This is a genomic window from Dactylosporangium thailandense (assembly GCF_059739745.1).
The window spans coordinates 10,908,124-10,934,068 of record NZ_AP029195.1 but is presented as its reverse complement, the minus strand read 5'-3'; the positions used below and the strand labels follow the sequence as shown (position 1 = coordinate 10,934,068).

Here is a 25,945-nt window from a genome sequence, read left to right as displayed (position 1 = left end):
GGGTCCGCGGTGGTGCGGACCGTCGCTCCCGCCAGACACCGCTGGGCGCTGGCGCGCCGACGCTGCCAGGCCCGCGTGTGGTCGCGCTTCTTTTATCAGGCGTTGACCTTGGTTTGGTGCGGGGTCGGGATCGGGGTCGTGGGGCGTTGGCGGGTTGGGAGGCCCAGGGTCGGGTTGGCTACGCCCCAGGCCGCGCCCTTGCAGACCAGCTCCTTGTAGAGCGCGGCCAGGCGGCCGGTCAGGACGGCGGGCTTGGCCTGGTCGTCGGCGGTCACGTACTGGATCAGGCCGTCCTTGCGGCCCAGGGAGACGCACTGGTTGAAGTAGCGGATCGGGGCGTTCGGGAGCTTGCCGCCGGTCAGTCGCGCGGCGATGGCGTCGGCGGCCTGCCAGGCGGAGGGGGTGCCCGAGGCGCAGGACATGCGCAGGGGCTTGTCGCCGGGGCCCATGGCCATGGCGGCGTCGCCGATGGCGTACACGTCCGGGTGCGAGACCGAGCGCAGGTAGCCGTCCACGACGATCTGGCCGGCCTCGGTCACCTCCAGCGTCGTGTTCGCCGCGATCGGGTGGACCGCGAAGCCGCCCGTCCAGATCGTCACGGCGGCCGGGATGGTGCGGTCCTCGGCGGTGCGCACGGCGTCGGGCTCGACGGCGGTCACCGTGGCGTGCTCGTGGGCCGTGATGCGCAGCTTCTGGAACACCCGGCGCAGGTGGGCGCGGCCCTTCGGGGACAGCCAGTCGCCCAGGGCGCTGCTCGTCACCAGGGCCACGTCCAGGTCCGGGCGGGACTCGGCGATCTCGGTGGCGGCCTCGATGCCCGTCAGGCCGCCGCCGACGATCACGACCGGGCGGCGGGGCTCGAGGCCCGCCAGGCGTTCGCGCAGGCGGAGAGCGCCGGGGCGGCCGGCGATCTCGTACGCGTGCTCGGCGGTTCCGGGCACACCCCGCGCGTTCCAGGCGCTGCCGAGGGCGTAGACCAGCGTGTCGTAGCCGAGCTCGCCGTCGGTCAGGCTGACCGTCCTGCGCTCGACGTCCACGGCGGTGACCCTGGCGATGCGCAGGTCGACCCCGGTGCCGGCGAACATCTCGGCCAGCGGGCGGGGCTTGAGGGTCTGGCCGGTCGCGAGCTGGTGGTTGCGGACCCGCTCCACGAAGTCGGGCTCGGCGTTGACGAGGGTGACGGTGGCGTCCTCGCGGCGGAGGCGGCGGGCCAGGCGGCCGGCGGCGATGGCTCCGGCGTATCCGGCGCCCAGGACGACGATGCGGTGCGACATGGTGGGTGCTCCCGTCCAGCGTGGTTTTGCCCTTTGAGCCGGGCGGCCCGCCGTTTCCTGACACCCACGCGCTGTGAAGCACCTCACAGGCGGTCAGAAGACCGTGTACAGCGGCTTTTCGTGGTCCCCGGCCGCCCAGGTCGCGGTCGCGCGCTCGAGCTTGTCCGGGTTCACCTGGTTGCGCACCGCGGCGATGCCGTCCTCGGTCACCTGGAGGCACATGATCCCGACCACGCGGCCGTTCAGGACTGCGACGACCGCCGGATCGCCGTTGGCCGTCGTGGCGTACACCTCGGGCGACCCGCCGACAGCGGCGCGCTTGCCGGCCCCGGGCCGGAACAGCCCCCACAGGAACTTGGCCACCGCCACGGCGCCCTCGAACGCCTTGGCCCGGGCCGGCACCTTCCCGCCCCCGTCGCCGATGCTCACGGCGTCGGCCGTGAGCAGCTTCACGAGCGGCTCGGTCCGGCCGTTGGCCGCCGCGGCCAGGAACTCCTCGACGATCCGCCGCGCCGCGGCCGCGTCGACCTCGGTGCGGGCCCGGCCGTCGGCGACGTGCTGCTTGGCGCGGTGGAAGATCTGCTGGCTCGCGGCCTCGCTGATGTCGAGGACCCCGGCGATCTCGCGGTGCGGGTAGTCGAACGCCTCGCGCAGCACGTAGACGGCGCGCTCGTTGGGCGAGAGCCGCTCCATGAGCGTGAGCACCGCGAAGGAGACGGACTCGCGCTGCTCGGCGGTGTCGGCCGGCCCGAGCATGGGATCGCCGGCGAGCAGGGGCTCGGGCAACCACTGCCCGACGTAGGTCTCACGCCGCGCCCGCGCGGAGGTGAGCTGGTTGAGGCAGAGGTTCGTGAGCACCTTGGTGAGCCAGGCCTCGGGCACCTCGATGCGCTCGGGATCGGCCGCCTGCCAGCGCAGGTAGGTCTCCTGCACCACGTCCTCGGCCTCGGCCGCCGAGCCGAGCATCCGGTAGGCGATGGCCTCCAGCCGCCGGCGCGCGGCCTCGAACCGCTCCACGTCCTCGGCGGCCAGGCTCATGGCCCGATGCTAACCCGCCCCCGCCGAACCGCCCGGCGCGGCGGTGGTACCGCAACGCGGGTTTCGGTTGACCTGGAGCGCACTCCAGGTGACACGCTCACAGCCATGGATACGCGATTCCTGGGACGCAGTGGTATCGAGGTCAGTGCGCTCGGCATGGGCTGCTGGGCGATCGGCGGCCCGTTCTGGGCCGGTGCGCAGCCGCTCGGCTGGGGGGAGGTCGACGACGACGAGTCGATCCGGGCGGTTCGCCGCGCGATCGAGCTCGGGGTGACGTTCTTCGACACCGCGAACGTGTACGGCGCCGGGCACAGCGAGAAGATCCTGGCCCGCGCGCTGGAGGGGCGGCGCGACGAGGTCGTGATCGCCACCAAGTTCGGCGGCACCTTCGACGAGCAGACGCGCCAGACCGGCCCGGACGACGGTACGCCCGCGAACGTCGAGCGCTCCGTGCGAGCGTCGCTGCGGCGGCTCGGCACCGACTACATCGACCTGTACCAGCTGCACATCAACAGCCTCCCGATCCCCGAGGCGCTCGACCTCGTGCCAGTGCTCGAGGGGCTCATCGACCAGGGGCTGATCCGAGCGTACGGCTGGAGCACCGACTTCCCCGAGCGCGCCGACGCCTTCGCGACCGAGGGACGGCGCTGCGCCACGATCCAGGCCGACCTCTCGGTGCTGCGCGGCTCGTTCGAGGTGCTGCCCGTGGCCGCCAAGCACGATCTCGGCGTCATCATCCGCGGCCCGCTCGCGATGGGGCTCCTCGGCGGGCGCTACTCGGCAACCTCGGAACTCCCGCGCGACGACGTGCGCGGGCTGAGCCCCGAGTGGATGACGTACTTCCACGACGGCCGCCCCACCCCCGAGTTCCTCACCCGCATCGACGCCATCCGCGACATCCTGACCTCGAACGGCCGAACCCTGGCCCAGGGCGCGCTGGCGTGGCTGTGGGCGTTCGACGCGCGCACGATCCCGATCCCGGGCTGCCGCACGGTCGCCCAGGTCGAGGAGAACGCCGGCGCCCTGCGGCACGGCCCGCTGACGGAGCCGGAGCTGGCCGAGATCGAGCGGCTCATGGGCCGCGCCTAGCACCGAGTCGTTCGTGCGGCGGGGCGAGACACCACTCGGCCCCTGGCGCACCCACGTGTCGCTGGGTACTAGTGGCCATGTGGCTATATGCTCCACTCGCGCAGACCCCGTGGACCAGAGCTCAACAGGCCGACGATGACCTGGCGGCCGGTAACATGAGGCGATCGAGACTGCAGAAGGGCAGGCATGACATGACAGTCGCATCGAACCTGCCCGACCGGCCACTCACCCTGGACGACGTCACCCGCCTCGCCGAAGCCGACAGCAACCACCGCTTCGAGTTGAGCGAAGGGAACCTCATCGTCATGCCGCCAGGCACGTGGCGCCACCAGGAGATCAGCCTGCTCATCAGCGCGTGGCTCCTGCAGCACGGCTTCAGGGGGCGTGTGAACGTCGCACCCGGGATCCGGACAGCGGCCGACAACCTCAACGGTCGCATCCCTGACCTGGTGGTCACGAACGGCCCGGTGCCCGACGAGACCGTCTGGCTGGATTCGGCCGCTGTCGCGCTCGCTGTCGAGATCGTCTCCAAGGGCTCCGAGCGCATGGACCGCTGGCTCAAGCCGATCGAATACGCCGAAGCCGGCATCCCGCTCTTCTGGCGCGTCGAACCGGACGACACCGTCGTGCAGTTCCGCCTCGACGGCAACCGCTACACGGAGTACGGCTCGGTCTCGCTCGAAAATCTCCTTGCCGGCGACGTTCCCGAACTCAGCTGACCTCGCCGCAGAGGCGGGGTCACCGACATCGTTGACCCCGCCTCTGACGGCGATCTCCCCCGCACCGCGCGACCTCCATGGCGGAGCTGACGATGCCCCGTCAGCCCAACGCCTCCATCCAGCCTGCGATGGCCCGCCCGATCTCGTCCGGCGAATCCTCCTGGACGAAGTGGATCCCCGCGACCGTCACCTCGACCTGCGCCGGCCATCCACGGACGATGTCGAGCAGCCAATCGCTGGCGAGGACCGCACCGGGCTCGGCCTTCACAAACAGCTTGGGAACATCGCTCGTCGCGAGCCAGCCCGCATAGGCGGCCGCGATCGCAGTCACATCGGCAGGCTCGCCCTCGATGGGGATTTCCCGGGGCCACGTCAATGTCGGCCGTCGCCCCTCACCGATCCGGTAGGGCGCCGTTGATCATCTCCAGTGGAGGCAACGCTCGCCTACTTGAACCCGCTCAGGTGAGCTTTCGAGGCACCCGGCGCAGCAGGACGTTCGTGTCGAGATCGAATGCGAACGGTTCCTGGACGCGGAGCACGTCTCCAGGTACTGGCCGATTCCCGCAGCGGCATACAGGTGCATCTTCACCAGCCGATCGGCGCCGGCGTTGCCGGGCGACACGACCTCGACGACCAACAGCACATCGGGTGCGTCGATCACGACGCCGTCCTCATCCGTGTCGGCCACGACGAGGTCGGGAATCATGATCCGGCCCATATGCAGCCGGACATTGACCGCCTCCAACGCAAGGAGGCCCGCCGCAGAAGCCGCGTTGTCGAGCTCGACAAACAACAGCGACGAGAGGCGTTGGTGCCGCTTGCTCGGCGCCGGGCTCACCAGCAAGCTCCCGTCCAGCAACTCAATCCGATCCACCGTCTCGCCGAGCGCAAGGTATTCGTCCTCACCCCAGGGCCCTTCGTGCTCAAGCACCGCGACGCTCATCAGCTGTTTCACCTCCCGACGGCTGCTGCCACAAGCCTGCCATGCCGACCGGCCACTGGCGATGCGCACGCCCTCAAGACACACGCCAGCGCCTTACAGCAGATGGCCACACGGCCATATATAGCCTCGATCGTCGTACCGAGCCGCTTGGTGACGTTCTCATGGCCATCGACCTTGCTCGCGCTCCAGGCCGAACAGCTGACCCGCCCTGCCATCCGGTCGGTCGGCCCCACCCGGACCGACACCAGATCCACTCCTCCGCCAATCCGTCGCGGCCGCACTCAGGTCGACCGGTCAACGAAAGCGGCCCCACCATGAGGTGGGCCGCCGCTGGCCATCTCCAGTGAGGTAGCGCTCGACTACTTGAACGCGCCCTACAAGTCAAGCTAATGCGAACCCAGTAGGCGCCGCGTCGGGCCTACGACGCTCCGGGAGCTGGACGCATGTTCCGAAGCGAGGTCCGAAGAGTTCGCCGCACCATACCTGCGGACCTCCTCGGCACGGCCGCGTGCGATCAGCTCGCCACAGTCCCCATCGCCATACACAGGCTCAAAATTCAGGCTCGAGACGTCGCCCGTCCAGCCCAACTCAACCCATTTCCACTGCGGCTTCAACCCGCCGGACACAAGGGCGAGGTCTAGATAAATGGCATGCCTGTACTTGAACTGATGCTGGATATCCAGGATGGACTCGATGGTCCCGCGGCCGACGGAGTGGTCCTCGTAGGTCCTGTCGGATTGTCATCGAGAACTACGCGACCGTGATGCTTCCGCCTGAGCTGCGCCAGCGCATCGGGCGGCGCGTTCGAGACGTCCTCGGCCACTCGGTCTCGACGCGATCCGAGATCCAGCAGCGGGTGAAGGCACAGCTCGCGAAGCTCGGCGCCCAGGAGGACCGGTTCCTCGACTTGGTCGGCGACCCCGACTGGCCGCAGGACAAGATCGCCCAGCGGCTCCGTGCCATCCGCGACGAGCGCAGCCGACTCGCGCGACAGCTCGACGAAGCACCGGATACCGCCGGCGCGCAGGAGCGGATCGAAGAACTCCTCGAACTGCTGAGCGATCCGCAGGAGCTGTACCGCCAGGCGACGACCAAGGCCCGCCAGTCGCTCAACCGGACGTTCTTCCACCGGCTCTACCTCGACGCCGACGACCAGGGGCCGTTCGTGGCGGCCGACGACCTCCAAGCGCAGGTCAAGCCACTGGCCGAGATAGCAAGAGGCGGGGCCACCGATGTCGGTGACCCCGCCTCTGATGGCGATCTCCTCCGCGCCGCTCTTGCTGGCGCGGGTTCGATTACGCCCTCCATGGTGGAGGTGCCGGGAATCGAACCCGGGTCCTTCGTCGCTTTGTTAGGGCTTCTCCGAGCGCAGCTCGCTATGCCTCTACTCGGCCCCACCAATCACGCGAGCGAGTTGGTGTGACGGGCCCAGCCACAATTAATCTCACCGCACGAGCCCCGTGACCGGGCTCGGTTGGCCAGCCTTCTAGCTGATGCCGGTTACTGGGCCGAAGGCAATCCCAGACCGACAGATCTCGGACCTGGCTTAGGCAGCGAGGGCGAGATCGGAGCGCTTGTAATTGGCGCTTATAACTTTCCGACGACTGATTCACGAGACAACGTCGGCTTCCTCGGCTCGCTTCCCCTATCGCTACAAACAAAGTCGAAACCAGTCACCCCCGCGCGGGTGGTGTTGGCTGCCGCGCCACCAACGGCGCGACGGATCAAGAGTAGCGCCTTCCCGCCACAACTTCATCCCGGTATGCCGGAGCACGCCTGGTGGTCGATCGTGCAGGTGAAGGGCTCGTTGCGTACGCCGAGGCCGTTGACGTCGAAGCGGACCGTGGCCGTGGTGCCGGGCTTCAGTGTGCGGGTCGCGTCGACCGGGGTGAAGGAGAGGCGGCCCTGGGAGCGGGCCATCACGGCGCCGGAGACGTTGCTCACGTTCAGGTCCAGCAGCGGGAGCTGGATGGTCAGCTCCCAGCCGTCGGCGGTGGCCGTGGTCGTGAAGGGGTTGGCGATGATGACCGTCACCCGGTACGAGGTCAGGGTCAGGTTCTCGGTCTTGTACCCCGCTGTGAGCTGGGCCGCTGCCGCCAACGCCGACGGGGTGGGCGACGGGGTCGGGGACGGGGCGCGCGAGGCGGCCGGGACGATCGGGTCCGAGGTCGTGCGGGTCGGGGGGGACCACCGCGGCCGGCATCGAGGCCTGGACCGGGCCCTCGCTCGCGCCGCCGGTCTGCGGAGGGCCGGCCGGGTGCAGGGCGGTCGCCTTGCCGATGAGGATGGCGGCCAGGGCCAGCAGGAGCAGTACCGCCGCACTCGTCGCGACCGCCTGGCTGCGGCGGTCGGCGGACCAGTCGCGGGCGCCCGCGAGCCGGTGCCACGCCGCGCGGACGGCCGGGCCGATGCGGCCGGCAAACGTCGTCGGGGCCGGATCGGCGATCGTGGGGGCCGCGGCCGTGGTGGCGGCGGTCACCTGGGCGATGCCGGTGGCCCGCGCGGTCAGCACGGCCGCGGCGAAACCCGGCACGGACGTGGTCGGGCGCGGGCCGGCCGTCGAGCGCATGCGCGAGCTCAGGCCGGGCGCGGAACGGCTGGGGGCGTTGCGCTGGCCGGGGAGGCGGTTGAACGGGCCGCCGTCGTTGCGCCGCGGTGTCGTCGGCGGGTCGGGCGCCGGGGTCGCGGGCTCGGGGGCCGCGGCGAGCCGGGCCAGGGTGGCGATCAGCGGGCCGTTGAAGAGGGTGCTGTACGTCGTGAGCAGTACCCGCCGCCGCATCGTCCCCTGCGGCCCCAGGAACCCACTCTGGGTCATCGTGAGCCGGGTGCCGTCCTCGCGCTCGTGGAGGGTCACCGCGACCACGGTGTGCAGGTTGCTGCCCTCCCAGCGCATCACGAGCCGGTGCGGCGCCTCGATTTTGACGATCTGGCCCTCGATCGGGTCCTCGAGGCCGGCGAGATCGGGCGCCTGGAACGTGAAGGTGCCGTCGTCGCGGACCATGAACCGAGTAGTCGGGAGCCAGTCGGTGACGAGCTGGGCCTCGGTGAACGCGCGCCACACCACGGCAGGTGGGTGCTCGAGGTCAGCATCGACCCGAATCTCGGTCACGCAGGGACTATATGGCCTTGACGCATTGCTTGCATTACCACGGCGTAGTACTCACGCGCGGGAGGTGCCTTACTCTGCGTTGCCCTTGCCCCGGCGGCCCATAACGCGAGCGATCTCGCGGTCGGCGTCGCGTTTGGCCAGCGTCTGACGCTTGTCGTAGGCCTTCTTACCGCGCGCGAGGGCCAGCTCGACCTTCGCCCATCCGTCGGCGAAGTAGACCGACAGCGGCACCAGAGTCAGGCCGCTTTCCCGGACCTTGACCCCGATCCGGTCGATTTCCTGCCGCTTCAGCAGCAGTTTCCGGATCCGGCGGGGTGGATGGTTGGTCCAGGTGCCCATCGTGTACTCCGGCACGTGCATCGCGTGCAGGAAGATCTCGCGATCGGAGATCTGGCCGAAGGCGTCCACGAGCGAGCAACGCCCGGCGCGCAGCGACTTGACCTCGGTGCCCGTCAACGCGATCCCGGCCTCGAACGTCTCGAGGATCTCGTAGTCGTGACGCGCCTTCCGGTTGGACGCGACGAGCTTGCGCCCCTTTTCGCGCGGCATCGACCCCTCCTGAGTTGCTCGATCGAAGAGAAGCGTAGCGCGCCCGGCAAGACCATTTCGCCGACGCGGCCACAAACGCCATAGAGCCATGACTCGGGTCCGCCGTGGTACGGACCGTTCCTCCCGCGAGACACCGCTCGGCGCTGGCGCGCCGACGCTGCCACCTCCGCGGCTGGTAGCGCCTTCCAATGTCACTGCGACGCGCTCACGAGCGCAGCGGCCCCAAAGGGATAGGTAACCCCTATCCCCCGTCGGGCGAAAAAAGCGAAATGTCCGGCGCGCCAGCGCCGGACATTTCGAGCGAATCGCCCCCCGGATCAGCAGAGGCACCCCGGCAGCCAGGTCAGCGGCTGGACCGGGCTCCCGTTGAGGCGCACCTCGAAGTGCAGGTGGTACCCGGTCGACGCCCCCGTGGTGCCGACGCGGCCGATCAGCTCGCCGCGGCTCACCCGCTCGCCGACGTGCACCAGGATCGCGGACTGGTGCGCGTAGCAGGTCGCGAGCCCCTTGCCCTGGTAGAGCCCGTGCGAGATGCAGGTGTAGTTGCCGTTGCCGCCCGACGGGCCCGCGCGCACCACGACGCCGTCCGCCGCGGCGACGATGGGCTGTCCCCCGCCCGCCGCGATGTCGACGCCCGCGTGCAGCTGGTAGACCTTGTACACCGGGTCGAACCGCATCCCGAAGTTGCTCGACTTCCAGCCGTGCACCGGCATCAGGAAGAAGGCCCCGGTCTTCGGGCCGATGGCCGTGTTCGGTGGAGCATTGTTTCCCTTGGCCCCGCCCGAGCCCTGCTTCGCCTTCCGAGCCTCCGCCTGCGCCTCGGCCCGCAACTGCTCGGCGACCTTGTCGCTCTCGACCTTGAGCGCCTCGTAGCGGGCGAGCACCGCGGTGCGCTCCGCGTTCGCGGTCGCCTCGGCCGCCGCGCTGGTGTCGAGCAACTGCTGCACGTCCGCCGCCGCCCGCTCGGCGCCGGCCTGGGCCGCCTGCGACTCGTTGAGGCTGCGCTGGGCGGCATCGGCGGCGTCCTGCGCGCGGCGCAGCGCGAGCAACGCGGTGTCGCTGCGCTTCTTCGCGTCCATCCGGGCCGCGGTGAGCTCGTCGACGGCCGCCTGGTTCTCCTCGGCGACGTGGTTGAGGTACTCGATGCGCAACGCCAGATCCGTCGGCCCCCCGGAGTCGAGCACCGAGTTGACCATGGCGAAGCCCCCGCCCTTGTACGCGGCCGACACGAAGACGGACACGTCCTGGCGGGCCTTGTCGACCTGCCGCCTCGCCTCGGCGTACCCGGCATCGGCCACCTGCGCGGCGGCGTCGGCGTCGGTGCGGTCGCGCTCGGCCTGCCGTACCGCCGCATCGGCCGCGATCACGCGCCCCTTGGCGTCGGCCAGGCTCTGCTGTGCTCCCGGCAGCGCCGCCTGCGCGCGATCGTGGTCGGCCGCGGCCTGCTGGGCCTTGTCGGTGGCCGCCTCGAGCGTGGCCTGAGTCTCCTGCAACTGCTTGTCGAGCCGAGCCTTGTCATCGCCGGCGTCCGCGTGGGCGACGGAGCCCGGGCCGAGCAGCATGAGCACGACGCCGAACGCGGCGACGATCCGGATTCGGTTCACAGAAGCAACCCTCCAGTACCACTTGAGGGTTACCGTACGCAGGAAAAAGCCCAGAAGTCCGGAATTTCGGTTAAATGCACCTATCGTGGCGGCCCAACGCGAATGCCCTATCGCAACCGCGCTCCCCTTCAGCCCGATCCCACGATGACCGCAGCCGCACCCCCCGCCCAGACCACGACTGCCGCACCTCCCAGCCGAGCCACGACTGCAGCCGCACCTCCCAGCCACACCTCCAAGCCGCACCAAGCAGCCGGCACCACGTGGCCCGACGACGTGGCTCGCACCTCCCAGCCACATCACGCGGCCGGCACCAAGTGGCCCACACCGTCGGCCTGAGAGCAGGCGTAGGCGAGCGCGCACGAGCGAGGCACCACACGGCGCGGCGCAAGCACGGCGCGGCACGGCACGGCACGACGCGGCACGACGCGGCACGACGCGGCACGACGCGGCACGACGCGGCACGACGCAAGCGCGGCGCAAGCACCGCACGACGCGGATGAGCGAGACAAGACGCGGCACGATCGAGACACGGCCGAGCAAGCCGAACCAGCACGGCACCGAGCCCACCAAGCCCGAGCACCACCGCCCGCCTCGAACGCCCGGGAACGCGGCGAGGGCGGACCCCCGCAGTGGGGATCCGCCCTCGAAGGAGCCGCTGGGCCGGTCGGGTCAGACGCGCACGTAGAAGCGCAGCGTGACCCAGGCCGTGATGGCGCTCACCAGGCCGCCGGCCCCACACAGGACCGGAAGCATGATCCACACGTTGCCCCAGTCCACCGGTAGCAGGACCGTTGTCAGGGCTTTCAGCGAGCCGTCGATGAAGAAGACCTTGGCCGCGACCAGCCCGCCGAAGGCGAGGATCGCGCCGATCAGGCCGGCGAAGACCGCCTCCAGGACGAAGGGCATCTGGATGAACCAGTTCGAGGCGCCCACCAGCTTCATGACGGCTACCTCGCGGCGCTTGCTGTAGGCGGCCACCTGGATGGTGTTGGCCACCAGGAGCAGGGCCGCGGCGCCCTGGACGATGGCGACGGTCAACGCCAGGGTCTGCAGCGCGCCCAAGAGGTCGAAGACCCGTTTCAGCAGCTGCTTCTGGTCGATGATGTCGCTGACGCCCTCCTGGGTCCGGAACTGGTCGCTGAAGTCCTGGACCTTGTTCGGGTCCTTCAGCTTGATCCGGAACGACTCGGGCAGCGAGTCCTGCTTGGTCGCGGCGACGAGGTCGGGCGCGTCCTTGAACTGCTCCTGGAATCGCTTCCAGGCGGCTTCCTTGGTCTCGTGCTCGTAGGACTTGACCAGGCCGTTGGACTTCAGTGCGCTCTCGATGCTGGCGCGCTGGTCGTCACTGACGTCGGCCTTGAGGAAGACGGACACCTCCACCCGCTGGTAGAAGAAGTCTTCCATCTTGCCGACCTGGAAGAAGAGCAGCAGGCTCGCGCCGAGCATGGTCAGCGACACGGTCATCGTGATGATCATCGCGATGGTCATCGTGACGTTGCGCCAAAGCCCGGTCAGGACTTCGGTCAGGATGTATCTCACGCGCATCGGGTGGGGGTTCCTTCCCAGCGGGCCCAGCAGGAGGACGGGGGGCGGTGCGGACTAAGGCTGGGGTCAGCCGTAGACACCGCGCGGCTGGTCCCGCACAATCCGGCCACTTTCGATCTCTACGACCCGGCGGCGCATCTGGTTCACGATGTTGGAGTCGTGGGTGACCATGACGACCGTGGTCCCGGTCCGGTTGATCCGGTCGAGCAGTCGCATGATCTCGATCGACGTGTCCGGGTCCAGGTTTCCGGTCGGCTCGTCCGCCAGCAGGATCAGCGGCCGGTTGACGAACGCCCGCGCGACGGCGACACGCTGCTGCTCACCGCCGGAGAGTTCGTGGGGGTAGCGGTGCTCCTTGCCGCCGAGGCCGACGAGCTCGAGCACCTCGGGGACGACGCGGCGGGCGACGCCCTTGGACTTGCCGATCACCTCGAGGGCGAACGCCACGTTCTCGTAGGCCGTGCGGTTCGGCAGGAGGCGGAAGTCCTGGAACACGCAGCCGATCTGGCGCCGGAAGGCCGGAATCCGCCACGAGCGCATCGACGTCACGTCGCGCTCGTTCACGACGACCTTGCCCCGGTTCGGGGTGACCTCGTGCAGCAGCAGCTTGATGATCGTGGATTTGCCTGAGCCGGAGGGACCGATGAAGAAGACGAACTCGCCCTTCTCGATGTTCACGGAGACATCGTCAAGGGAGGGGCGAGACGCCTTCGGATACGTCTTCGTCACGTGGTCAAGCCGAATCACGGGAGGTGAGTCTACGCGGTGTGACAAGTGCGCCAAGTACACGCGGTGCGTCATGCGCGTTTTGCCAGGAATGCGAACCCGAACCGGGGACGCGAACAGCAGGACAGCGCTTGATTCCCGTGTGCGAATGTGACGTACACCACGTTTTGCTGCGGGCAAAGGGAGTCACCGTCAGTGATTGACGGACTCCGAAGGGATGATCAAGCGCGAAATGGTGCCGCTATGCGGCCGGGTCGAGCTCCCGCTGCTTGCGCCAGCGGATGCCCGCGTCGATGAACCCGTCGAGGTCGCCGTCGAAGACCGCGGTCGGGTTGCCGGTCTCGTGCTCCGTGCGCAGGTCCTTGACCATCTGGTAGGGGTGCAGGACATAGGAGCGCATCTGGTCGCCCCAGGAGCCGGCCACGTCGCCGCGCAGGGCGTCCATCTTCGCCGCCTCCTCGGCCCGTTTGACCGCCAGCAGCTTGGCCTTGAGCACGCCCATGGCGGTCGCCTTGTTCTGGATCTGCGAGCGCTCGTTCTGGCAGGAGACCACGATGCCGGTCGGGATGTGGGTCAGGCGCACCGCCGAGTCGGTCGTGTTGACGCCCTGGCCACCGGGGCCGCTGGAGCGGTACACGTCGACGCGCAGCTCGTCGTCGGGGATCTCGACATCGTCGGTCTGCTCGACGACCGGCACGACCTCCAGCGCCGCGAACGAGGTCTGGCGGCGGCCCTGGTTGTCGAAGGGGCTGATCCGCACGAGCCGGTGGGTGCCCGACTCGACGGACAGTGTGCCGTACGCGAACGGGGCCTTGACCGCGAACGTGGCCGACTTGATGCCGGCCTCCTCGGCGTAGGAGGTGTCATAGACGTCGGTCTCGTAGCCGTGCCGTTCCGCCCAGCGCAGATACATCCGCAGGAGCATGTCGGCGAAATCGGCCGCGTCCACCCCGCCGGCGCCGGCGCGAATGGTCACGAGCGCCTCACGGGCGTCATATTCGCCGGAGAGCAGGGTGCGCACCTCGAGGTCCGAGATCGACCTCGTCAGCCCGGCGATCTCGTCGGCGACCTCGCCGAGCGACGAGGAGTCGCCCTCGGCCTCGGCCAGCTCGAGCAGGACCTGGGCGTCGTCCAGCCGCGACCGCAGCGACTCCAGCCGGTTGATCTCGCCCTGGACGTAGGACAGGCGAGACGTCACCTTCTGCGCGGCGACCTGGTCGTCCCACAGGTTGGGAGCCGACGCCTGCTCCTCGAGCGCGGCCTTCTCCTTGTGCAGGCGATCGAGGTCGAGGACCGCCTCGATGTTGCGCAGGGTGCCGTCGAGGTTCTTGAGGGATTCGGCGTGGTCCAGAGCAGTCACACATCAAGGGTACGCCGAGGCGCCCCCGACTATTTGCCGGGCGCGCTCTTGAGCCAGGTGAGTGCCGCCTTGTGATATCCGACCGCGAACTCCAGCGAGGCCGCGAAGAAGTCGTCGCCGGACTTCTTGGCCTCCTTGACCATTTCGCGCGCCTCGGTCAGCGCGGCATTGTGGTATTCGGCCGCGTGCGCATAGACGTCCTGCAGTTGCGTGGCGGACTGCTGCGCCCCGAATGCGACGCGCAGTGCCACCGGATTGCGCAGCGCCTCGCGGCCGGCCGGCTCGGAGAGCCACCGGGCGAAGGCGCGCTTGCCCGCCGGCGTGATCGCATAGGGCTGGCTGGAGCGGGCGCCGGGCTTGCCGAGCTTGACGTATCCGGAGTCGGCGAGGGCCGGCAGCTCCCGGTAGACCTGGCTGCGCGTCATGGACCAGTAGGGCCCGAGCCGGCGCTGCGCGGCCGCCATCAACTGGCCGCCCGTCATCGGTCCCTCGTGCAGGAGGCCGAGCAGCGCAGCCGCGGTCGCGTTGACTCCAGAATCCGCCATAGCCCCACGCTGTCATCTTTCGCCAGCACAGTCCAGCATTTCGGCAAATCCACTGTGAACTGTCGCGCTGCGACTGTCGAGTTAGGACAGCCGTACGGGGCTGCTCATTGCTTGAAGGTCGGGAATGCGGGCATCGACGGCATCGCGGGGAACGACGGCATCGGGTCGCCGAGGCCGGGCAGTCCGGTCTTCGTCGGCGCCGGCGTGCCGGGCTTCTTCGTCGGCTTCTGCTCGCCCGAACCCGGGTCGGCGGTCTGTCCGGGGTCGGCCGCCGTCTGGGTCTCCTCCGGCGTGGCGCTGACCGCGGGCGCGGCGCCGGCCGAGCTCGGCGCGGCGGGTGCCGGCGTGGTGGCGTTGACCCGCTTATCGCCCGTATTGTCGGTTTTCGGAGCATTGCCGGTCAAGAGCAGCGCGCCGACCGCCAGGATGACGACGAGCAGCAGGCCGCCGCCGATCGCGGCGAGGACCCGGCGCTGCTTCTTCTGCGTGTCGGGGCGGCCGGGCGTGTCGGACTCGCCGAACTCCTCGAACAGACGGTCGGCGGTCTCCTCCGGGGTCGCCGGGGCCGGCTGCGCGAACGGGACAAAAGGTGCAATCGGAGCAACCTGCGCAACCGGAGCGGTCGGCGGCTCGGGAGCCGCGACGATCTCCGTCGGCGGCTCGTCGGCGACCGGCGCGGACTCGAAGCGCAGCTCCGTCGGCGGCTCGCCGGTGGACGCGGCCCGCTGCGGCGGGATCATCATCTCGGCCGCGTCCGGACCGGCCCACAGGGGCGTCCCGGCCGCGACGGCCTCGATCGCCGGGTCGGCGGCCGAAGGACCCTCCTCGGCGGCCGAGGAACTCTCCTCGACTTGCGAAGGGCCCTCCCCGGCTTCCGCGGCAGGAGCCTGCTCGGACGGTACCGCTGCCGAAATGACCTGCGTGGGAACCTCGGCGACGCCGTGGGGCTCGGTGGGCTGCTCCCCGATCGGCACCGCCATCATCAGCGCGGCGGACGCGGCCGCCGGCGAGGTCGGGGCGGTCGGCAGCGGCACCCAGTCGACGCGCCGGACCGGCGCCTGCATGGGCGCGGTCAGCTCGGCCGAGCGCTGCCAGAACGTGACGGCCTCGGCGGGCAGCCGCGGCAGCGGCTCGAACCCGTCGAGGGCGCCCTCGGCCGCGCGGAGGCGCCCGACGATCGACGCCGCCGTCGGCCGCATGCGCGGGTCGATCTCCATGCACGCCTCGATCACCGGCCAGAGCGCGGCCGGCATCCCGGGCGGGGGCACCGGCACGCAGTCGGCGTGGCGGCGCAGGACGTCGTTGGGCGAGCCGCCACGGTACGGGCTGCGGCCGCAGATCAGCTCGAAGAGCACGACGCCGAGCGCGTACACGTCGGCGGCCGGGCTCGGCGAGCCCCCGGCCACGACCTCCGGCGCCACGTACTCGGGCGTGGCGTGCGTCGGCCCCGCCGGACGGTCCAGGCGCCGTGCGACGCCGAAGTCGGCGAGGCGCACCGGCCCGCCGTCGGTGGGCACGAGCAGGTTCCCCGGCTTCACGTCGCCGTGGACGATGTTGTTCGCGTGCACGTACGCGAGCGCGTCGGCGACCTGCGCGACCACCTCGGCCGCGACCGCGGGCGGCAGCGGGCCCTCGGCGCGCAGCCGGCGGCGCAGGTCCGGCCCGGCGACGAGCTCCATGGCGATCGCGAGCACGTGCTTGTCGCTGACCAGGTTCTTGACCCGGATGACGGAGGGGTGCTCCAGCCCGGCGAGCAGCTCGGCCTCGCCGAGGAAGCCGTCCTTGAGCTCGGCCACCTCGGCGGCCTCGGCCCGCAGCACCTTGACCGCGACCCACTCGCCGGCCTGCGTGTCGTACGCGCGCCAGACCGCGCCGATCGCGCCCCGGGCCACCTCCGACTCGAGCCGGTAGCGGTTGCCCAGGATCGTCTTCGCGCCCGTGACCGTCTTCATGACCGTCCCTCCCCTTACCCCGAGACGGTAGGCGAGGGCCGCCACGCCGCGGCTCCCCCGCCGGGCCGGATGGCACAAACCGGGGAGTCGGCTACATCCGGCTGCGCAGCTCCCACAGCTCGGGGTAGAACCGCAGCTCGACGCGGGAGCGCAGGTACGCCCCGCCGACGCTGCCGCCCGTGCCCGCCTTGGTGCCGATCTGGCGCTCGGCCATGAGCACGTGCCGGGCCCGCCACATCGACCAGGCCTGATCGTGGGCGAGCATCGCCTCGGCGAGATCCCACAGGGGGCCGTAGCGCTCCCGGTCCCGCGAGATCGCCAGCAGCGACTCGACGCGCTGCTCGGCGTCGCCGACCGCGAAGCCGTGCTGGCCGAGCATGGCCAGGAACGCCTCCCACAGGCTCGGCTCGGCCAGCCGCCGCTCCAGCCGGGCCCGCTCGAGCTCCGACAGACCGCGGAAGCGCTGCAGGAACGTGTAATCCTTCAGCCCGGACAGGAACTCGATCTCGCGGAACTGCGCGGACTGGAACCCCGAGGCCGGGGACAGCTTGCTGCGGAAGCGCAAAAAGTCCTGCGGGGTCATGGTGTCGATGATGTCGACCTGACCCACGAGCACCCGCTGGATCGACAGGCACCGCTCGAGCCGGACCCGGGGCAGATACGTCTCACCGCCCAGCAGGCGATCCCGCGCGTCCTCGAGCTCGTGCAGCACCAGCTTGAACCACAGCTCGTACACCTGATGAATCGTGATGAAGAGCAGCTCGTCGTGCGCGGGCGGGCTGGACTCGGGAACCTGGGCCTCGAGCAACGCCGACAGACGAAGATAGTCACCGTACGTGAGGCGGCCGCCCTGCTCCCCGAAATGCGCATCGGTCCAGTTGCCGGCGGCGCTGCCGGCAGATTCGTTGGTCACCAACCCACGCTATAAGGTCACCAGTCGTGGCGAGAGGCGCACTGGTCCGGTGGCTGCAGGGTCTCGATGCTTCGGAGCTGGGCGAGCTGCTGCGCCGCCGCCCCGATGCCCTCACCGCCCCGTCCCCCGGCGACCTCACGGCGCTGGCCGCCCGCCTGTCCACGCGCACCGCGGTCACCGACGTCGTGGCCACGCTCCCGCTGCCGGCCCTGCAGGTCCTCGAGACCCTGGCCGCGCTGGGCGAGCCGCCGATCCCGCGCGCCCGGCTGGCCGACGAGCTGAACCTGGCCCCCGACGACTCCTCCCTGGACGCGACCCTGCGCGTGCTGAGCCAGCGCGCGCTCGTCTGGCCCGAGGGCGACGACCTGTGGGTCTCGACGGGCCTGGCGCTCGAGCCCACGCCGGAACGCGAGTTCGATCCGATTCCCCCCGCGCCCGCGCTGGGCCCCGCCGACCGGGGCGCCATCCGAACCGCCGCCGGAGAGTCCGCGGCGGCCCTGCTCGACCACGCGGCCGCCCTGCTCACGGAGGCCTCCGAACATCCCCTGGCCCGCCAGCGCAACGGCGGCGTGGCGGCGCGCGAACTCGCCCGGCTGGCCGCGGAACTCGGCCTCGATGAGCCCCTCGTGGCGCATTTCGCGGATGTCGTACTACAAGCAGGCCTCCTGGCCCCCGACGGCGCCCACCTGGTGCCGACCACCACAGCGCTCACCGACGAACCGGCGCCCGATCGCCTGGCCCGGCTGCTGTCGGGCTGGTGGTCGGGCCCGCCCCTGCGCCGCGTCGTGATCCGCGTGCTGCACGACCTGCCGCCGGACACCGCCGTACACGGCGCCGAGTCCCTGGCGCCGCTGGTGCGCTGGACCGCTCCCCTGCCCGCACGCGCCGTGTCCGCTCCCCCTCCCCTCCGCGTGGTCCCGCCGCCCTCCTCGCCTTCGTCGCCCGCACGCACGGGGTCGCTCTCCTCTTCCGCTCCCCCACCCCTCCGCGTAGTGCCGCCGCCCTCGTCGCCTTCTTCGCCCGAGCGCCCGGGGTCGCTCTCCTCTTCCGAGCGCCCGGGGTCCCCCTCGTCGCCCACGCGCACTGGGTCGTCCTCCTCGCCCACGCGCACTGGGTTGTCCTCCTCGCCCCCGCGCACTGGGTCCCCCTCGTCGCCCGCGCGCACTGGGTCGTCCTCGTCGCCCGATCGCGCGACGTCTGGGCGCGCGGGGTCGACGCTTGAGGATGCGGTGAGCGGGATCGTGGCCGAGGCGACGCTCCTCGGCGTGTGCGTGATGATCGAGCCGGACGCGTTCGCGATCAGCCCGCTGGGCCGCGCCCTGGCCGACGGCCGCCCGCTCGCCGAGGTGGCCGAGCGCCTCCTGCCCGCACCATCCCTGCGGGTGACACCCGCGGCGAGCGTGATCGTCTGCGAGGACATCCCCCTCCTGGACGGGGTGGTAGCGGCTCTAGAGCTCGAACGCCTGGCCCCCACCATCGCCGCCTCGTCCTTGCCCGTCCCGTCGCTGCTGGCCGCACTCCGGGACTTGGGCCACCGAGCCAAACAGTCGGGCCCGAAGGTCACCGTGCGCCGCTCCGCTCCCGCAGCGCTGGGCACACGCCGCCCCAAGCCGACCGTGGACCCGGGCGAGCTGGCGCGCCGCCTGGCCGTACCGATGCAGCGAGGCGCCTCACCCCTCGAACAGATCCGCCATCGAGCCCCACAGCTACGCCCGGAGCAGGCACAACTGCTGGCAGACGCGGTCGAGCACGGCACCCCGATCTGGATCCGCTACGTGGACGCGAACGGCCGCGCCTCGGAGCGCGTGATCGAGAACGCCGAACTGTCAGGCACGGTGATCGAGGCCTGGTGCCGCCTACGCCGCGACGATCGAGCCTTCACCCTGGACAAGATCGTCGCCGTAGCCCGCCCCCGCCACTAGCACGCACGCCTCCCACAGCCCCGGCGCACCCAACATCCAGCCGCATCGAACACCACCTCGGGCTTCGCGGATGCGCCGGAAGCATCTGTCCGCAGACGGACCTCACACAGCCGCACGCCCACACACAGGAATGCCGCACACGAGCCCAGCCGATAGCGCGCCACAGGGCTGCGAGTAGCGGGCCACAGGGCTGCGAGTAGCGGGCCACAGGGCTGCGAGCGGGGCGCACGCGCACGGGTCGGACGTGGGTGCGTGGCGCGCGGGCCGAACGCCAGCGCTCCGCATGGCCGGACGCGGCCGAACGCGGGTGCGCCGTGCGCGGGCCAGACGCGGGTGCGCCGTGCGCGGGCCAGACGCGGGTGCGCCGTGCGCGGGCCAGACGCGGGTGCGCCGTGCGCGGGCCGGACGTGAGACCGGCCCGCGGTGGCCTGGGGCACGAGGTCAGCCCATGTGCGGGTAGCGGTGGTCGGTCGGCGGGACGAAGGTCTCCTTGATCGTGCGCGGGGAAGTCCAGCGCAGCAGGTTGTACCAGGACCCGGCCTTGTCGTTGGTCCCCGAGGCCCGCCCGCCGCCGAAGGGCTGCTGCCCCACCACGGCCCCGGTCGGCTTGTCGTTGATGTAGAAGTTGCCGGCCGCGAAGCGCAGGGCGTGCGTGGCCCGGTCGACGGCGGCCCGGTCGGTGGCGAAGATCGAACCCGTCAGCGCGTAGGGCGCCGCGGACTCCGCCTGGGTCACGACCGCCTCGAAGTCCGCGTCGGCGAAGACGTGCACCGCGAGGATCGGGCCGAAGTATTCGGTCGTGAACACCTCGTGCTCCGGATCGGTGCACTCGACGATCGTCGGGCGCACGAAGAAGCCCTCGGAGTCATCGGCAGTGCCACCGGCGACCACCGTGCACGAGGACGAGTTCTTGATCCGGTCCAGCGCCGCGGCGTGCCGGTCGAAGGCGCGCTGGTCGATTACCGCGCCGCCGAAGTTCGTGAAGTCGGTGACGTCGCCGTAGGCGAGGGAGTCCGCGGTCGCCACGAGCTCGTCCTTGATCCGCGACCACAGGCTGGCCGGCACGTAGGCGCGTGAGGCCGCCGAGCACTTCTGCCCCTGGTACTCGAACGCGCCCCGCACCAGCGCCGTAATCAGCGCCGCCGGGTCGGCCGACGGGTGGGCGATCACGAAGTCCTTGCCGCCGGTCTCGCCGACGACGCGGGGGTAGGAGCGGTACACGTTCTCGGCGACGGTCCGGTTCAGCTTGCGGAACACCGCGGTCGAGCCGGTGAAGTGGATGCCGGCCAGGTCCGGATCGGCCAGCGCGACCTCGGAGACGGCGAGCCCGTCGCCGGTGACGAGGTTGATCACGCCGGGCGGCAGGCCCGCGGCCTCGAACAGCCGCATCGTGTAGTGCGCGGCCAGCTGCTGGGTGGGCGAGGGCTTCCAGAGCACCGTGTTGCCCATCAGCGCCGGCGCGGAGGGCAGGTTGCCGGCGATCGCGGTGAAGTTGAAGGGCGTGATCGCGTAGACGAACCCCTCCAGCGGGCGGTGGTCGAAACGGTTCCACACGCCGGCCGAGGAGCGGGGCTGGTCGGCGAGGATCTGCTGCCCGAAGTACACATTGAATCGCAGGAAATCGATGAGTTCGCAGGCGCTGTCGATCTCGGCCTGGATCGCGGTCTTGGACTGCCCGAGCATCGTGGCGGCGTTGAGTGTGTCCCGCCACGGGCCGCTGAGCAGGTCGGCGGCGCGCAGGAACACGGCGGCGCGCTCGGCATAGGGCAGGTCCCGCCAGGCGGGGGCGGCGCGCTTGGCCGCGGCCACGGCCCGGGCGGCGTCGTCGGTGGTCGCGTTGTGCGTCACACCCAGGACGTGCCGGTGGCGGTGCGGCTGCACGACGTCGATCGGCTCACCGGCGGCCATCCGTCGCTCGCCGTCGATCGTCATCGTCAGCTCGTGCCGCTCGCCGGCCAGCTCGCCGAGGCGGCGCTGCAGGCTCGCCCGTTCCGGGGTGTCGGGGGCGTATCCGCGGACCGGCTCGTTTACGGGCTCGGGCACGGTGATCAAGGCATCCATGAGGGTCTCCCACGTCGTCTCGGCAGCGTTGGCGAGGTCTTTCCCATCCTCCCACGCACTCACGGACTGCTCGAAGTTGTCCACAGGCGGGCTCCAAAAGGAACTCGCGTACGCTGCAGATCGTGGGTGCGAAGCGTGCTGCGGTGGCGGAGCCGGCAGTGGAGACGTGGCGGCCGGCGCGTGCGGTGTTCGTGGCCGCGTTCGCGCTCGTGCTGCTGTTCCTGACGCTCTTCTCGGCGTACGGGCACGTCCCCGACGCCGCCGTCGCCGCGCTGGTGCTGCCGGGCGTGCTGACCCCGACGCTGATCGCCGGGGCGGCCGTCGGAGTCCTGGCCGTCGGGCGTTTCGCGGCCGAGGCCGGGGCGCGCGGGCGGCTGCTGTACGGCGCCCTCGGCGGCCTGCCCGTCGGGCTGCTCGCGATGGGCGGGATGCTCGCGGCGTACCACTCGGGCCCCTCCGTGGCCTACGTCGCCGTCACGGTGGCCGTCACCGGGGTGCTGGGCGGCCTCATCGCCGCGGCGCACCCGATCAGCGCGGTCGCGGCCGGCGCGGCGGCGGGCGTGCTGGCCTCGGCGATCGGGCTCCTGGCGGCGTACTTCCAGAACGACCTCGCCGACCTCTTCGGCAACCGGGAGACGGTCGGGAGCATGGCCGACGCGGCGTACCGGCTCCAGCTCACGACCTCGATCGCCTCCGGCATCGCGGCCGGCGCCATGGCCTTCGGCTACCTGCGGCGCACCGGGCTCGCACTGCCGTGGCCGTCGTACCCGCTGGCCGGGGCCTTCCCCGGGCTGCTCACCCTCGCGGCGGCGCTGGTCGGCTGGATCGGCGCTCTGCCGCTGTCGCACGCGGTGGCAAAGCAGAGCGAATTCGACGCGGCGATCATCGCCAACCGGCTCCCCGAGCAGGTCAACCACGGGCTGATCCTGCTGTTCGCGGGCGCGTTCGTGGCGATGATCCTGGTCGGGCGCACCCTCAAACGCGCTTAGGCCCGGTCGACGAGCTGGTCGAGCTCGGAGGGGTCATACCATTCCAGCTCGTGATCCTCGGCGCCGTCCACAGTGAACTGCGCATCCGGGTCGCCCGCCTCCGCCTCCTCGACCACATCGGCCGCCGCGGCGACGTCGGCCTCGGCGTCGTGGCCGTCCACATGGATCGCGGCCACGGTGCGCAGCGCGATCTTCCCGGAGATCTCGACGTTGCTCGAGCCGAGATCGAGCCCGTTCATCTTCACCATCGCGCCCGGCAGGTCGGCCGAGAGCACGACCCGGCGCCGAGGCGCCTTCGCGTCGTGCCGCAGCAGCCGCAGACCGCTCTGGGCGGCACGCGTGAAGGCGACGTACTCCAGCTCCTCCTCGTCGCCCTCGGCGTACCACTCCCGCAGCGAGGGCGTGACCGCGTGCGCCTCGGTCGGCGGCGGCAGCTCGCCACTCTCCCGCAGCACGGTGAGCTGAGCGAGCGTCGCGGGCAGGTACACGCGCGTGAGGTCCGTCGTCACGCTTCCTTGTACTACACCCTTGCCCGGGTTTCGACACGCATGTCGGGCGTGTCGGACCGATTCGTCGTAACCAGTGCTAAGCGAACGGTGGCAAACTGAGGCGATGGAGCCGCGATTCCTGCTCATGGCCGATGTTGCCGAGCAGTTGAACGTGTCTGCCTCGCAGGTGTACCACATGGTGCGCAGCGGGGAGCTGCCGGCGATCAAGGTCGGCGGACGCGGCCAGTGGCGCATCGAGCGGAGCAAGCTCGAGGAGTACATCGAGCGCAAGTACGCGGAGACGGCCGAGTGGGTGCGCAGCAACCCCCTCGTCGATCCCTCTCCAGACCTCGACTGACCTGCGCCTTTACGCCTTTCGCCACTTTCCATATTTCGCTCGTACCGCCTGAATCGGTCACGGCAGTCCCGCGCGCGCGAAAGGACGAGTCGGTCTTAACCGCCCATACCCCGCCATAAGCCCCCGCAGCATTCTTGACGGCACCGCGCCCCCTCGATACAACGGTTCCTGAAGGCAAACGAAAGCAAACGCAAGCATCGGGGGGCTTCTCATGACGGTGTCGACCGAGCAACGTCCGGGCAGCGGCTCACGCGGCGGATCCGCGGCCACCCGCAGCGGCAACGGCAGCGCCGCTCACACGACCACGGCCGCCCGCAGCGGCAACGGCAGGTCCGCTCGCATGACCACGGCCGCCCGCGACGGCACCGCCCCTCGAAGAAGCCCCGCGATCCGAGACAGCGACGCTCCTCCACGGAAGAGAACGGCCCGAGGAGGTGCCGCCGGCGGCGACGACGCTCCGGCTCGCGACGATGCCGCCCATCTCCGGGCCGGCCCCGTTCAGCGACGCAGGGCCGGCTTGCGAGCCGTCCCGAGTCGCGCCCCGTCCGCCGACTCCGGCCGCGGCTCGGACGACGGGGTAGACCGCGACGATGGCCATGAGCGACGGCCGGCACTCAGCGCCGTCCCACGCATAGCCGATACCTCACCGACGCGGCGCCGGGCCGGCGATACGCGCACCAGAGCGAGCCGAAGCCCCGAGGTCCGCGGCCTGCGGACCAGCGCGAGGCCGACCCCGGGCGCCCCCGCCGTCATCCTGCGCCTGCCCCCGCCGCTGGACCCGCCGATCGTCAATCCGCCGCCCGAGCCGCCGCGCCCGCTCGGCTACACGATGGAGCCGCTGCCGTTCGACTGGCCGCCCGGCTCCGCTCCCGCGCCCCGGCCGCCGGTGCGCGCGCCCAGGCTCCCGGCCGCCCCGCCGCAACCGACCGTGCGATCCGACTCGTATCAGGCCGTCAAGCGCTTCGCCGCCATGTGCGTGGAGATCCTCAACGGCTACCGCCCGCCGAGCCAACTCCGCCCCCTGGCCCACCCACAGAAGTTCGGGGACGTCAGCGATCAGGTGCTGCGCCGGACCGTTCGCATCCGCATGAACCCCAGCCACGCCGCACGCAAGGGCGCCCTCGTCCGCGTCCGCCGCGTGCTCGTGACCGAACCCCTGGCCGGCGTGGCCGAAGGCGTGGTCGTGCTCGAGCACGGCACGTCGAGCTGGGCCATGGCCGTGCGCTTCGAGAAGGCCAACCGCCCCAACTTCGGCGTATTCGGCTGGGTCTGCACCCTGGTCCAGGTCCTCTGAGCCACCTCACCCGCGACGGCGAGGTCCGGGCCGCTCCGATCACGGGGCCGAGCGGCCCGACCCCGTCAACGCTCCCGCCGCTCGTGGCTCCGGGGAGGGACAGCACACGAGCGGCGGCTCCGGAGGGCGGTCGTCCCGGATTCGGTGGGCCGGGACAACCCCTCCAAGGCGGCCATCGCGCCCAATCGTGCCGGGGCGCGATGGCCGCCGCCCACCACGCGTACCCCCGGTGTGCTCGGTAGCTCGATGAAGCGGCGGGTGCACTGGGTTCCAACCACCACCAATGGCGCGGCCGCCGCGGGTCGAATGGGCCCGGCCCGCGGCGGCCGCCTACAACCGAAGACCACCGCGCTGGACGCGGCCGCCGCATTTCCCCCAGAGCCCATGCGGCGGCCGCCCTCCCCTTCACCGACCGATTCACTCGTAATGAACAGCTCGACGGTCCGCCGTGCACTCGCGCACCCAGCTGACCCTCGAACCCGGCGAGCGTCACAAATCCCGCCCCGACAACCCCGAACCCGCCCGGCGAACCCCACGAACCCGAACCCGCTCGGAGAGCGCCCCGAACCCGGAACGCACCCGGCCGCTGGTCAGCACCGCGAACTCCGCGCCCGCCCGTCAGCACCCACGAACCCCGCCCTCGCTCGGCAAGTGCCACGGACCCGGAACCCGCCCGGCCAGCGCATGAACCCCAACGCGCCCGACGAGCGCTGCGAATTCCAGGCCGGCCGGATGAGCACCACGACGCCAAGCGCCCGCAACTGCGCATCCGCAGCGTGCAACCCGCGGCCCAGCGCCAGAGCCGAAGCCCGGGCGAGAGCCGCGCCCGCACAAACGCCGAAGCCCGCGCTGGGGCCAGAGCCGAGCGCCCGAACCCGCACGAGAGTCCGAGCCGGCACAAGAACAAGAGCCGAGCGCCCAAACCGCGAGCCCGCAGTTGAACCAGAGCCGAGCGCCCAAACCGCGAGCCCGCGCTTGAACCAGAGCCGAACGCCCAAACCGCGAGCCCGCGCTTGAACCAGAGCCGAACGCCCAAACCGCGAGCCCGCGCTTGAACCAGAGCCGAGCGCCCGAACCCGAGCCGCGGTACGGGCCAGAGTTCAGCGGCCGAGCCGGAGTCCAGGTCAGAGGTCAGCGCCAGAAGCCGACAGGTGTCGCGACCGGATGTGGGCCCAAAGAAGCGGGCGCTCCCTGGCGAACCAGGGAGCGCCCGTTTCGGTAGCGCAAAAGGGGGCCGGGTTAGGCGGGGCCGCCCGGGGCGCCGTGGCAGCGCTTGTACTTCTTGCCCGAGCCGCACGGGCACGGCGCGTTGCGCGACGGGCCGTTGCTCGCCGCCGCCTGGCCCGGTGAAGGCTTGCGCGCGCCCGCGTTCGGCGCCGGCGGACCCGAGCGGCGGGCCGAGGGCGACGGCCGCTGGCCCGCGGCCGAGCCGTTGGCACCGCTGGCGCCGCTGCCGAGGCCGAGGGC

22 protein-coding genes, 1 other RNA gene and 2 pseudogenes are annotated in these 25,945 nt (G+C 71.0%); 6 read left to right on the top strand and 19 right to left on the bottom strand.

Annotated elements, in window-relative coordinates:
- Positions 1 to 95 precede the first annotated feature (95 nt).
- Complete coding sequence (locus AC6JBM_RS48940) at positions 96 to 1,274, bottom strand: NAD(P)/FAD-dependent oxidoreductase (RefSeq protein ID WP_497980410.1); 1,179 nt, start codon at positions 1,272 to 1,274, stop codon at positions 96 to 98.
- Positions 1,275 to 1,367: 93 nt separating this feature from the next.
- A complete protein-coding gene (locus AC6JBM_RS48935) occupies positions 1,368 to 2,312 on the bottom strand; it encodes an RNA polymerase sigma-70 factor (protein ID WP_497980409.1) in 945 nt (314 codons plus the stop codon).
- A 105-nt stretch (positions 2,313 to 2,417) separates the two neighbouring features.
- Between AC6JBM_RS48935 and AC6JBM_RS48930 the strand changes: the two genes are divergently transcribed.
- Positions 2,418 to 3,401, top strand: a complete 984-nt coding sequence (locus AC6JBM_RS48930; RefSeq protein ID WP_497980408.1) for an aldo/keto reductase — start codon at positions 2,418 to 2,420, stop codon at positions 3,399 to 3,401.
- A 191-nt stretch (positions 3,402 to 3,592) separates the two neighbouring features.
- Positions 3,593 to 4,120, top strand: coding sequence for a Uma2 family endonuclease (locus tag AC6JBM_RS48925; protein ID WP_497980407.1), 528 nt, complete (start codon positions 3,593 to 3,595; stop codon positions 4,118 to 4,120).
- A 100-nt stretch (positions 4,121 to 4,220) separates the two neighbouring features.
- Here the strand turns inward: AC6JBM_RS48925 and AC6JBM_RS48920 are convergent, their stop codons facing one another.
- From AC6JBM_RS48920 to AC6JBM_RS48855, 14 genes and pseudogenes are all read right to left on the bottom strand, one after another.
- On the bottom strand, positions 4,221 to 4,451 hold the full coding sequence (locus AC6JBM_RS48920) for a hypothetical protein (RefSeq protein WP_497980406.1): 231 nt from the start codon (positions 4,449 to 4,451) through the stop codon (positions 4,221 to 4,223).
- Positions 4,452 to 4,538: 87 nt separating this feature from the next.
- Complete coding sequence (locus tag AC6JBM_RS48915) at positions 4,539 to 5,132, bottom strand: Uma2 family endonuclease (protein ID WP_497980405.1); 594 nt, start codon at positions 5,130 to 5,132, stop codon at positions 4,539 to 4,541.
- A 568-nt stretch (positions 5,133 to 5,700) separates the two neighbouring features.
- The gene (locus AC6JBM_RS48910) at positions 5,701 to 6,249 is read right to left on the bottom strand and encodes a hypothetical protein (protein WP_497980404.1); all 549 of its coding nucleotides are present in this window, start codon (positions 6,247 to 6,249) and stop codon (positions 5,701 to 5,703) included.
- A 121-nt stretch (positions 6,250 to 6,370) separates the two neighbouring features.
- Positions 6,371 to 6,744: a transfer-messenger RNA gene (ssrA, locus tag AC6JBM_RS48905) on the bottom strand.
- Positions 6,745 to 6,815: 71 nt separating this feature from the next.
- Positions 6,816 to 7,163, bottom strand: coding sequence for a cellulose binding domain-containing protein (locus AC6JBM_RS48900; RefSeq protein ID WP_497986768.1), 348 nt, complete (start codon positions 7,161 to 7,163; stop codon positions 6,816 to 6,818).
- Positions 7,164 to 7,872: 709 nt separating this feature from the next.
- A pseudogene (locus AC6JBM_RS48895) lies at positions 7,873 to 8,127 on the bottom strand (SRPBCC family protein); the annotation flags it as partial.
- Between the two features lie 114 nt (positions 8,128 to 8,241).
- Positions 8,242 to 8,721 (bottom strand): SsrA-binding protein SmpB, encoded by a 480-nt coding sequence (gene smpB / locus AC6JBM_RS48890; RefSeq protein WP_433080360.1) that lies wholly within the window; start codon positions 8,719 to 8,721, stop codon positions 8,242 to 8,244.
- A 317-nt stretch (positions 8,722 to 9,038) separates the two neighbouring features.
- Positions 9,039 to 10,325, bottom strand: coding sequence for a peptidoglycan DD-metalloendopeptidase family protein (locus AC6JBM_RS48885; protein WP_497980403.1), 1,287 nt, complete (start codon positions 10,323 to 10,325; stop codon positions 9,039 to 9,041).
- Positions 10,326 to 10,994: 669 nt separating this feature from the next.
- Positions 10,995 to 11,870, bottom strand: coding sequence for a permease-like cell division protein FtsX (ftsX, locus tag AC6JBM_RS48880; RefSeq protein ID WP_350612115.1), 876 nt, complete (start codon positions 11,868 to 11,870; stop codon positions 10,995 to 10,997).
- A gap of 66 nt (positions 11,871 to 11,936) precedes the next feature.
- Positions 11,937 to 12,617: a cell division ATP-binding protein FtsE gene (ftsE, locus tag AC6JBM_RS48875; protein WP_190251422.1), complete on the bottom strand. Its 681-nt coding sequence runs from the start codon at positions 12,615 to 12,617 to the stop codon at positions 11,937 to 11,939.
- Between the two features lie 220 nt (positions 12,618 to 12,837).
- Positions 12,838 to 13,956: a peptide chain release factor 2 gene (prfB, locus tag AC6JBM_RS48870; RefSeq protein WP_497980402.1), complete on the bottom strand. Its 1,119-nt coding sequence runs from the start codon at positions 13,954 to 13,956 to the stop codon at positions 12,838 to 12,840.
- A 29-nt stretch (positions 13,957 to 13,985) separates the two neighbouring features.
- Complete coding sequence (locus AC6JBM_RS48865) at positions 13,986 to 14,501, bottom strand: PadR family transcriptional regulator (RefSeq protein WP_497980401.1); 516 nt, start codon at positions 14,499 to 14,501, stop codon at positions 13,986 to 13,988.
- 104 nt (positions 14,502 to 14,605) lie between these two features.
- On the bottom strand, positions 14,606 to 16,453 hold the full coding sequence (locus tag AC6JBM_RS48860; protein WP_497980400.1) for a serine/threonine-protein kinase: 1,848 nt from the start codon (positions 16,451 to 16,453) through the stop codon (positions 14,606 to 14,608).
- A 91-nt stretch (positions 16,454 to 16,544) separates the two neighbouring features.
- On the bottom strand, positions 16,545 to 17,366 hold the full coding sequence (locus AC6JBM_RS48855) for a tryptophan 2,3-dioxygenase (RefSeq protein WP_497980399.1): 822 nt from the start codon (positions 17,364 to 17,366) through the stop codon (positions 16,545 to 16,547).
- Between the two features lie 26 nt (positions 17,367 to 17,392).
- Between AC6JBM_RS48855 and AC6JBM_RS48850 the strand changes: the two genes are divergently transcribed.
- Positions 17,393 to 19,288, top strand: a complete 1,896-nt coding sequence (locus tag AC6JBM_RS48850) for a hypothetical protein (protein ID WP_497980398.1) — start codon at positions 17,393 to 17,395, stop codon at positions 19,286 to 19,288.
- Positions 19,289 to 19,729: 441 nt separating this feature from the next.
- Here the strand turns inward: AC6JBM_RS48850 and pruA are convergent, their stop codons facing one another.
- Positions 19,730 to 21,349 carry an L-glutamate gamma-semialdehyde dehydrogenase gene (gene pruA / locus AC6JBM_RS48845; RefSeq protein WP_497980397.1) on the bottom strand — a complete coding sequence of 540 codons (1,620 nt, stop codon included), beginning with the start codon at positions 21,347 to 21,349 and terminating at the stop codon, positions 19,730 to 19,732.
- Between the two features lie 122 nt (positions 21,350 to 21,471).
- On the opposite strand from pruA, the gene AC6JBM_RS48840 reads away from it, so the two are divergent.
- The gene (locus AC6JBM_RS48840) at positions 21,472 to 22,338 is read left to right on the top strand and encodes a hypothetical protein (protein ID WP_497980396.1); all 867 of its coding nucleotides are present in this window, start codon (positions 21,472 to 21,474) and stop codon (positions 22,336 to 22,338) included.
- On the opposite strand, the gene AC6JBM_RS48835 is transcribed toward AC6JBM_RS48840, so the two are convergent.
- Positions 22,335 to 22,847, bottom strand: a complete 513-nt coding sequence (locus AC6JBM_RS48835; RefSeq protein WP_497980395.1) for a DUF6912 family protein — start codon at positions 22,845 to 22,847, stop codon at positions 22,335 to 22,337. The two genes, AC6JBM_RS48840 and AC6JBM_RS48835, sit on opposite strands and share 4 nt — an antisense overlap.
- A 103-nt stretch (positions 22,848 to 22,950) precedes the next feature.
- Here AC6JBM_RS48835 and AC6JBM_RS48830 point away from each other — a divergent pair, with 103 nt between their 5' ends.
- Together AC6JBM_RS48830 and AC6JBM_RS48825 are read left to right on the top strand one after the other, a co-directional pair.
- Positions 22,951 to 23,184, top strand: a complete 234-nt coding sequence (locus AC6JBM_RS48830; protein WP_350612106.1) for a helix-turn-helix domain-containing protein — start codon at positions 22,951 to 22,953, stop codon at positions 23,182 to 23,184.
- Between the two features lie 211 nt (positions 23,185 to 23,395).
- Positions 23,396 to 24,478: an Rv3235 family protein gene (locus tag AC6JBM_RS48825; RefSeq protein WP_497980394.1), complete on the top strand. Its 1,083-nt coding sequence runs from the start codon at positions 23,396 to 23,398 to the stop codon at positions 24,476 to 24,478.
- A gap of 1,239 nt (positions 24,479 to 25,717) precedes the next feature.
- On the opposite strand, the pseudogene AC6JBM_RS48820 reads toward AC6JBM_RS48825, so the two are convergent.
- Positions 25,718 to 25,840: pseudogene (locus AC6JBM_RS48820) on the bottom strand (SEC-C metal-binding domain-containing protein); the annotation flags it as partial.
- Positions 25,841 to 25,945: the final 105 nt, after the last annotated feature.

What these genes read in the sequence shown, in the direction of transcription:
- pruA (WP_497980397.1), bottom strand. Translation starts at nt 21,349, where the DNA reads ATGGATGCCTTGATCACCGTGCCCGAGCCCGTAAACGAGCCGGTCCGC.
- AC6JBM_RS48930 (WP_497980408.1), top strand. Translation starts at nt 2,418, where the DNA reads ATGGATACGCGATTCCTGGGACGCAGTGGTATCGAGGTCAGTGCGCTC.
- smpB (WP_433080360.1), bottom strand. Translation starts at nt 8,721, where the DNA reads ATGCCGCGCGAAAAGGGGCGCAAGCTCGTCGCGTCCAACCGGAAGGCG.
- AC6JBM_RS48935 (WP_497980409.1), bottom strand. Translation starts at nt 2,312, where the DNA reads ATGAGCCTGGCCGCCGAGGACGTGGAGCGGTTCGAGGCCGCGCGCCGG.
- AC6JBM_RS48825 (WP_497980394.1), top strand. Translation starts at nt 23,396, where the DNA reads ATGACGGTGTCGACCGAGCAACGTCCGGGCAGCGGCTCACGCGGCGGA.
- AC6JBM_RS48860 (WP_497980400.1), bottom strand. Translation starts at nt 16,453, where the DNA reads ATGAAGACGGTCACGGGCGCGAAGACGATCCTGGGCAACCGCTACCGG.
- AC6JBM_RS48865 (WP_497980401.1), bottom strand. Translation starts at nt 14,501, where the DNA reads ATGGCGGATTCTGGAGTCAACGCGACCGCGGCTGCGCTGCTCGGCCTC.
- ftsX (WP_350612115.1), bottom strand. Translation starts at nt 11,870, where the DNA reads ATGCGCGTGAGATACATCCTGACCGAAGTCCTGACCGGGCTTTGGCGC.
- AC6JBM_RS48940 (WP_497980410.1), bottom strand. Translation starts at nt 1,274, where the DNA reads ATGTCGCACCGCATCGTCGTCCTGGGCGCCGGATACGCCGGAGCCATC.
- AC6JBM_RS48830 (WP_350612106.1), top strand. Translation starts at nt 22,951, where the DNA reads ATGGAGCCGCGATTCCTGCTCATGGCCGATGTTGCCGAGCAGTTGAAC.
- AC6JBM_RS48925 (WP_497980407.1), top strand. Translation starts at nt 3,593, where the DNA reads ATGACAGTCGCATCGAACCTGCCCGACCGGCCACTCACCCTGGACGAC.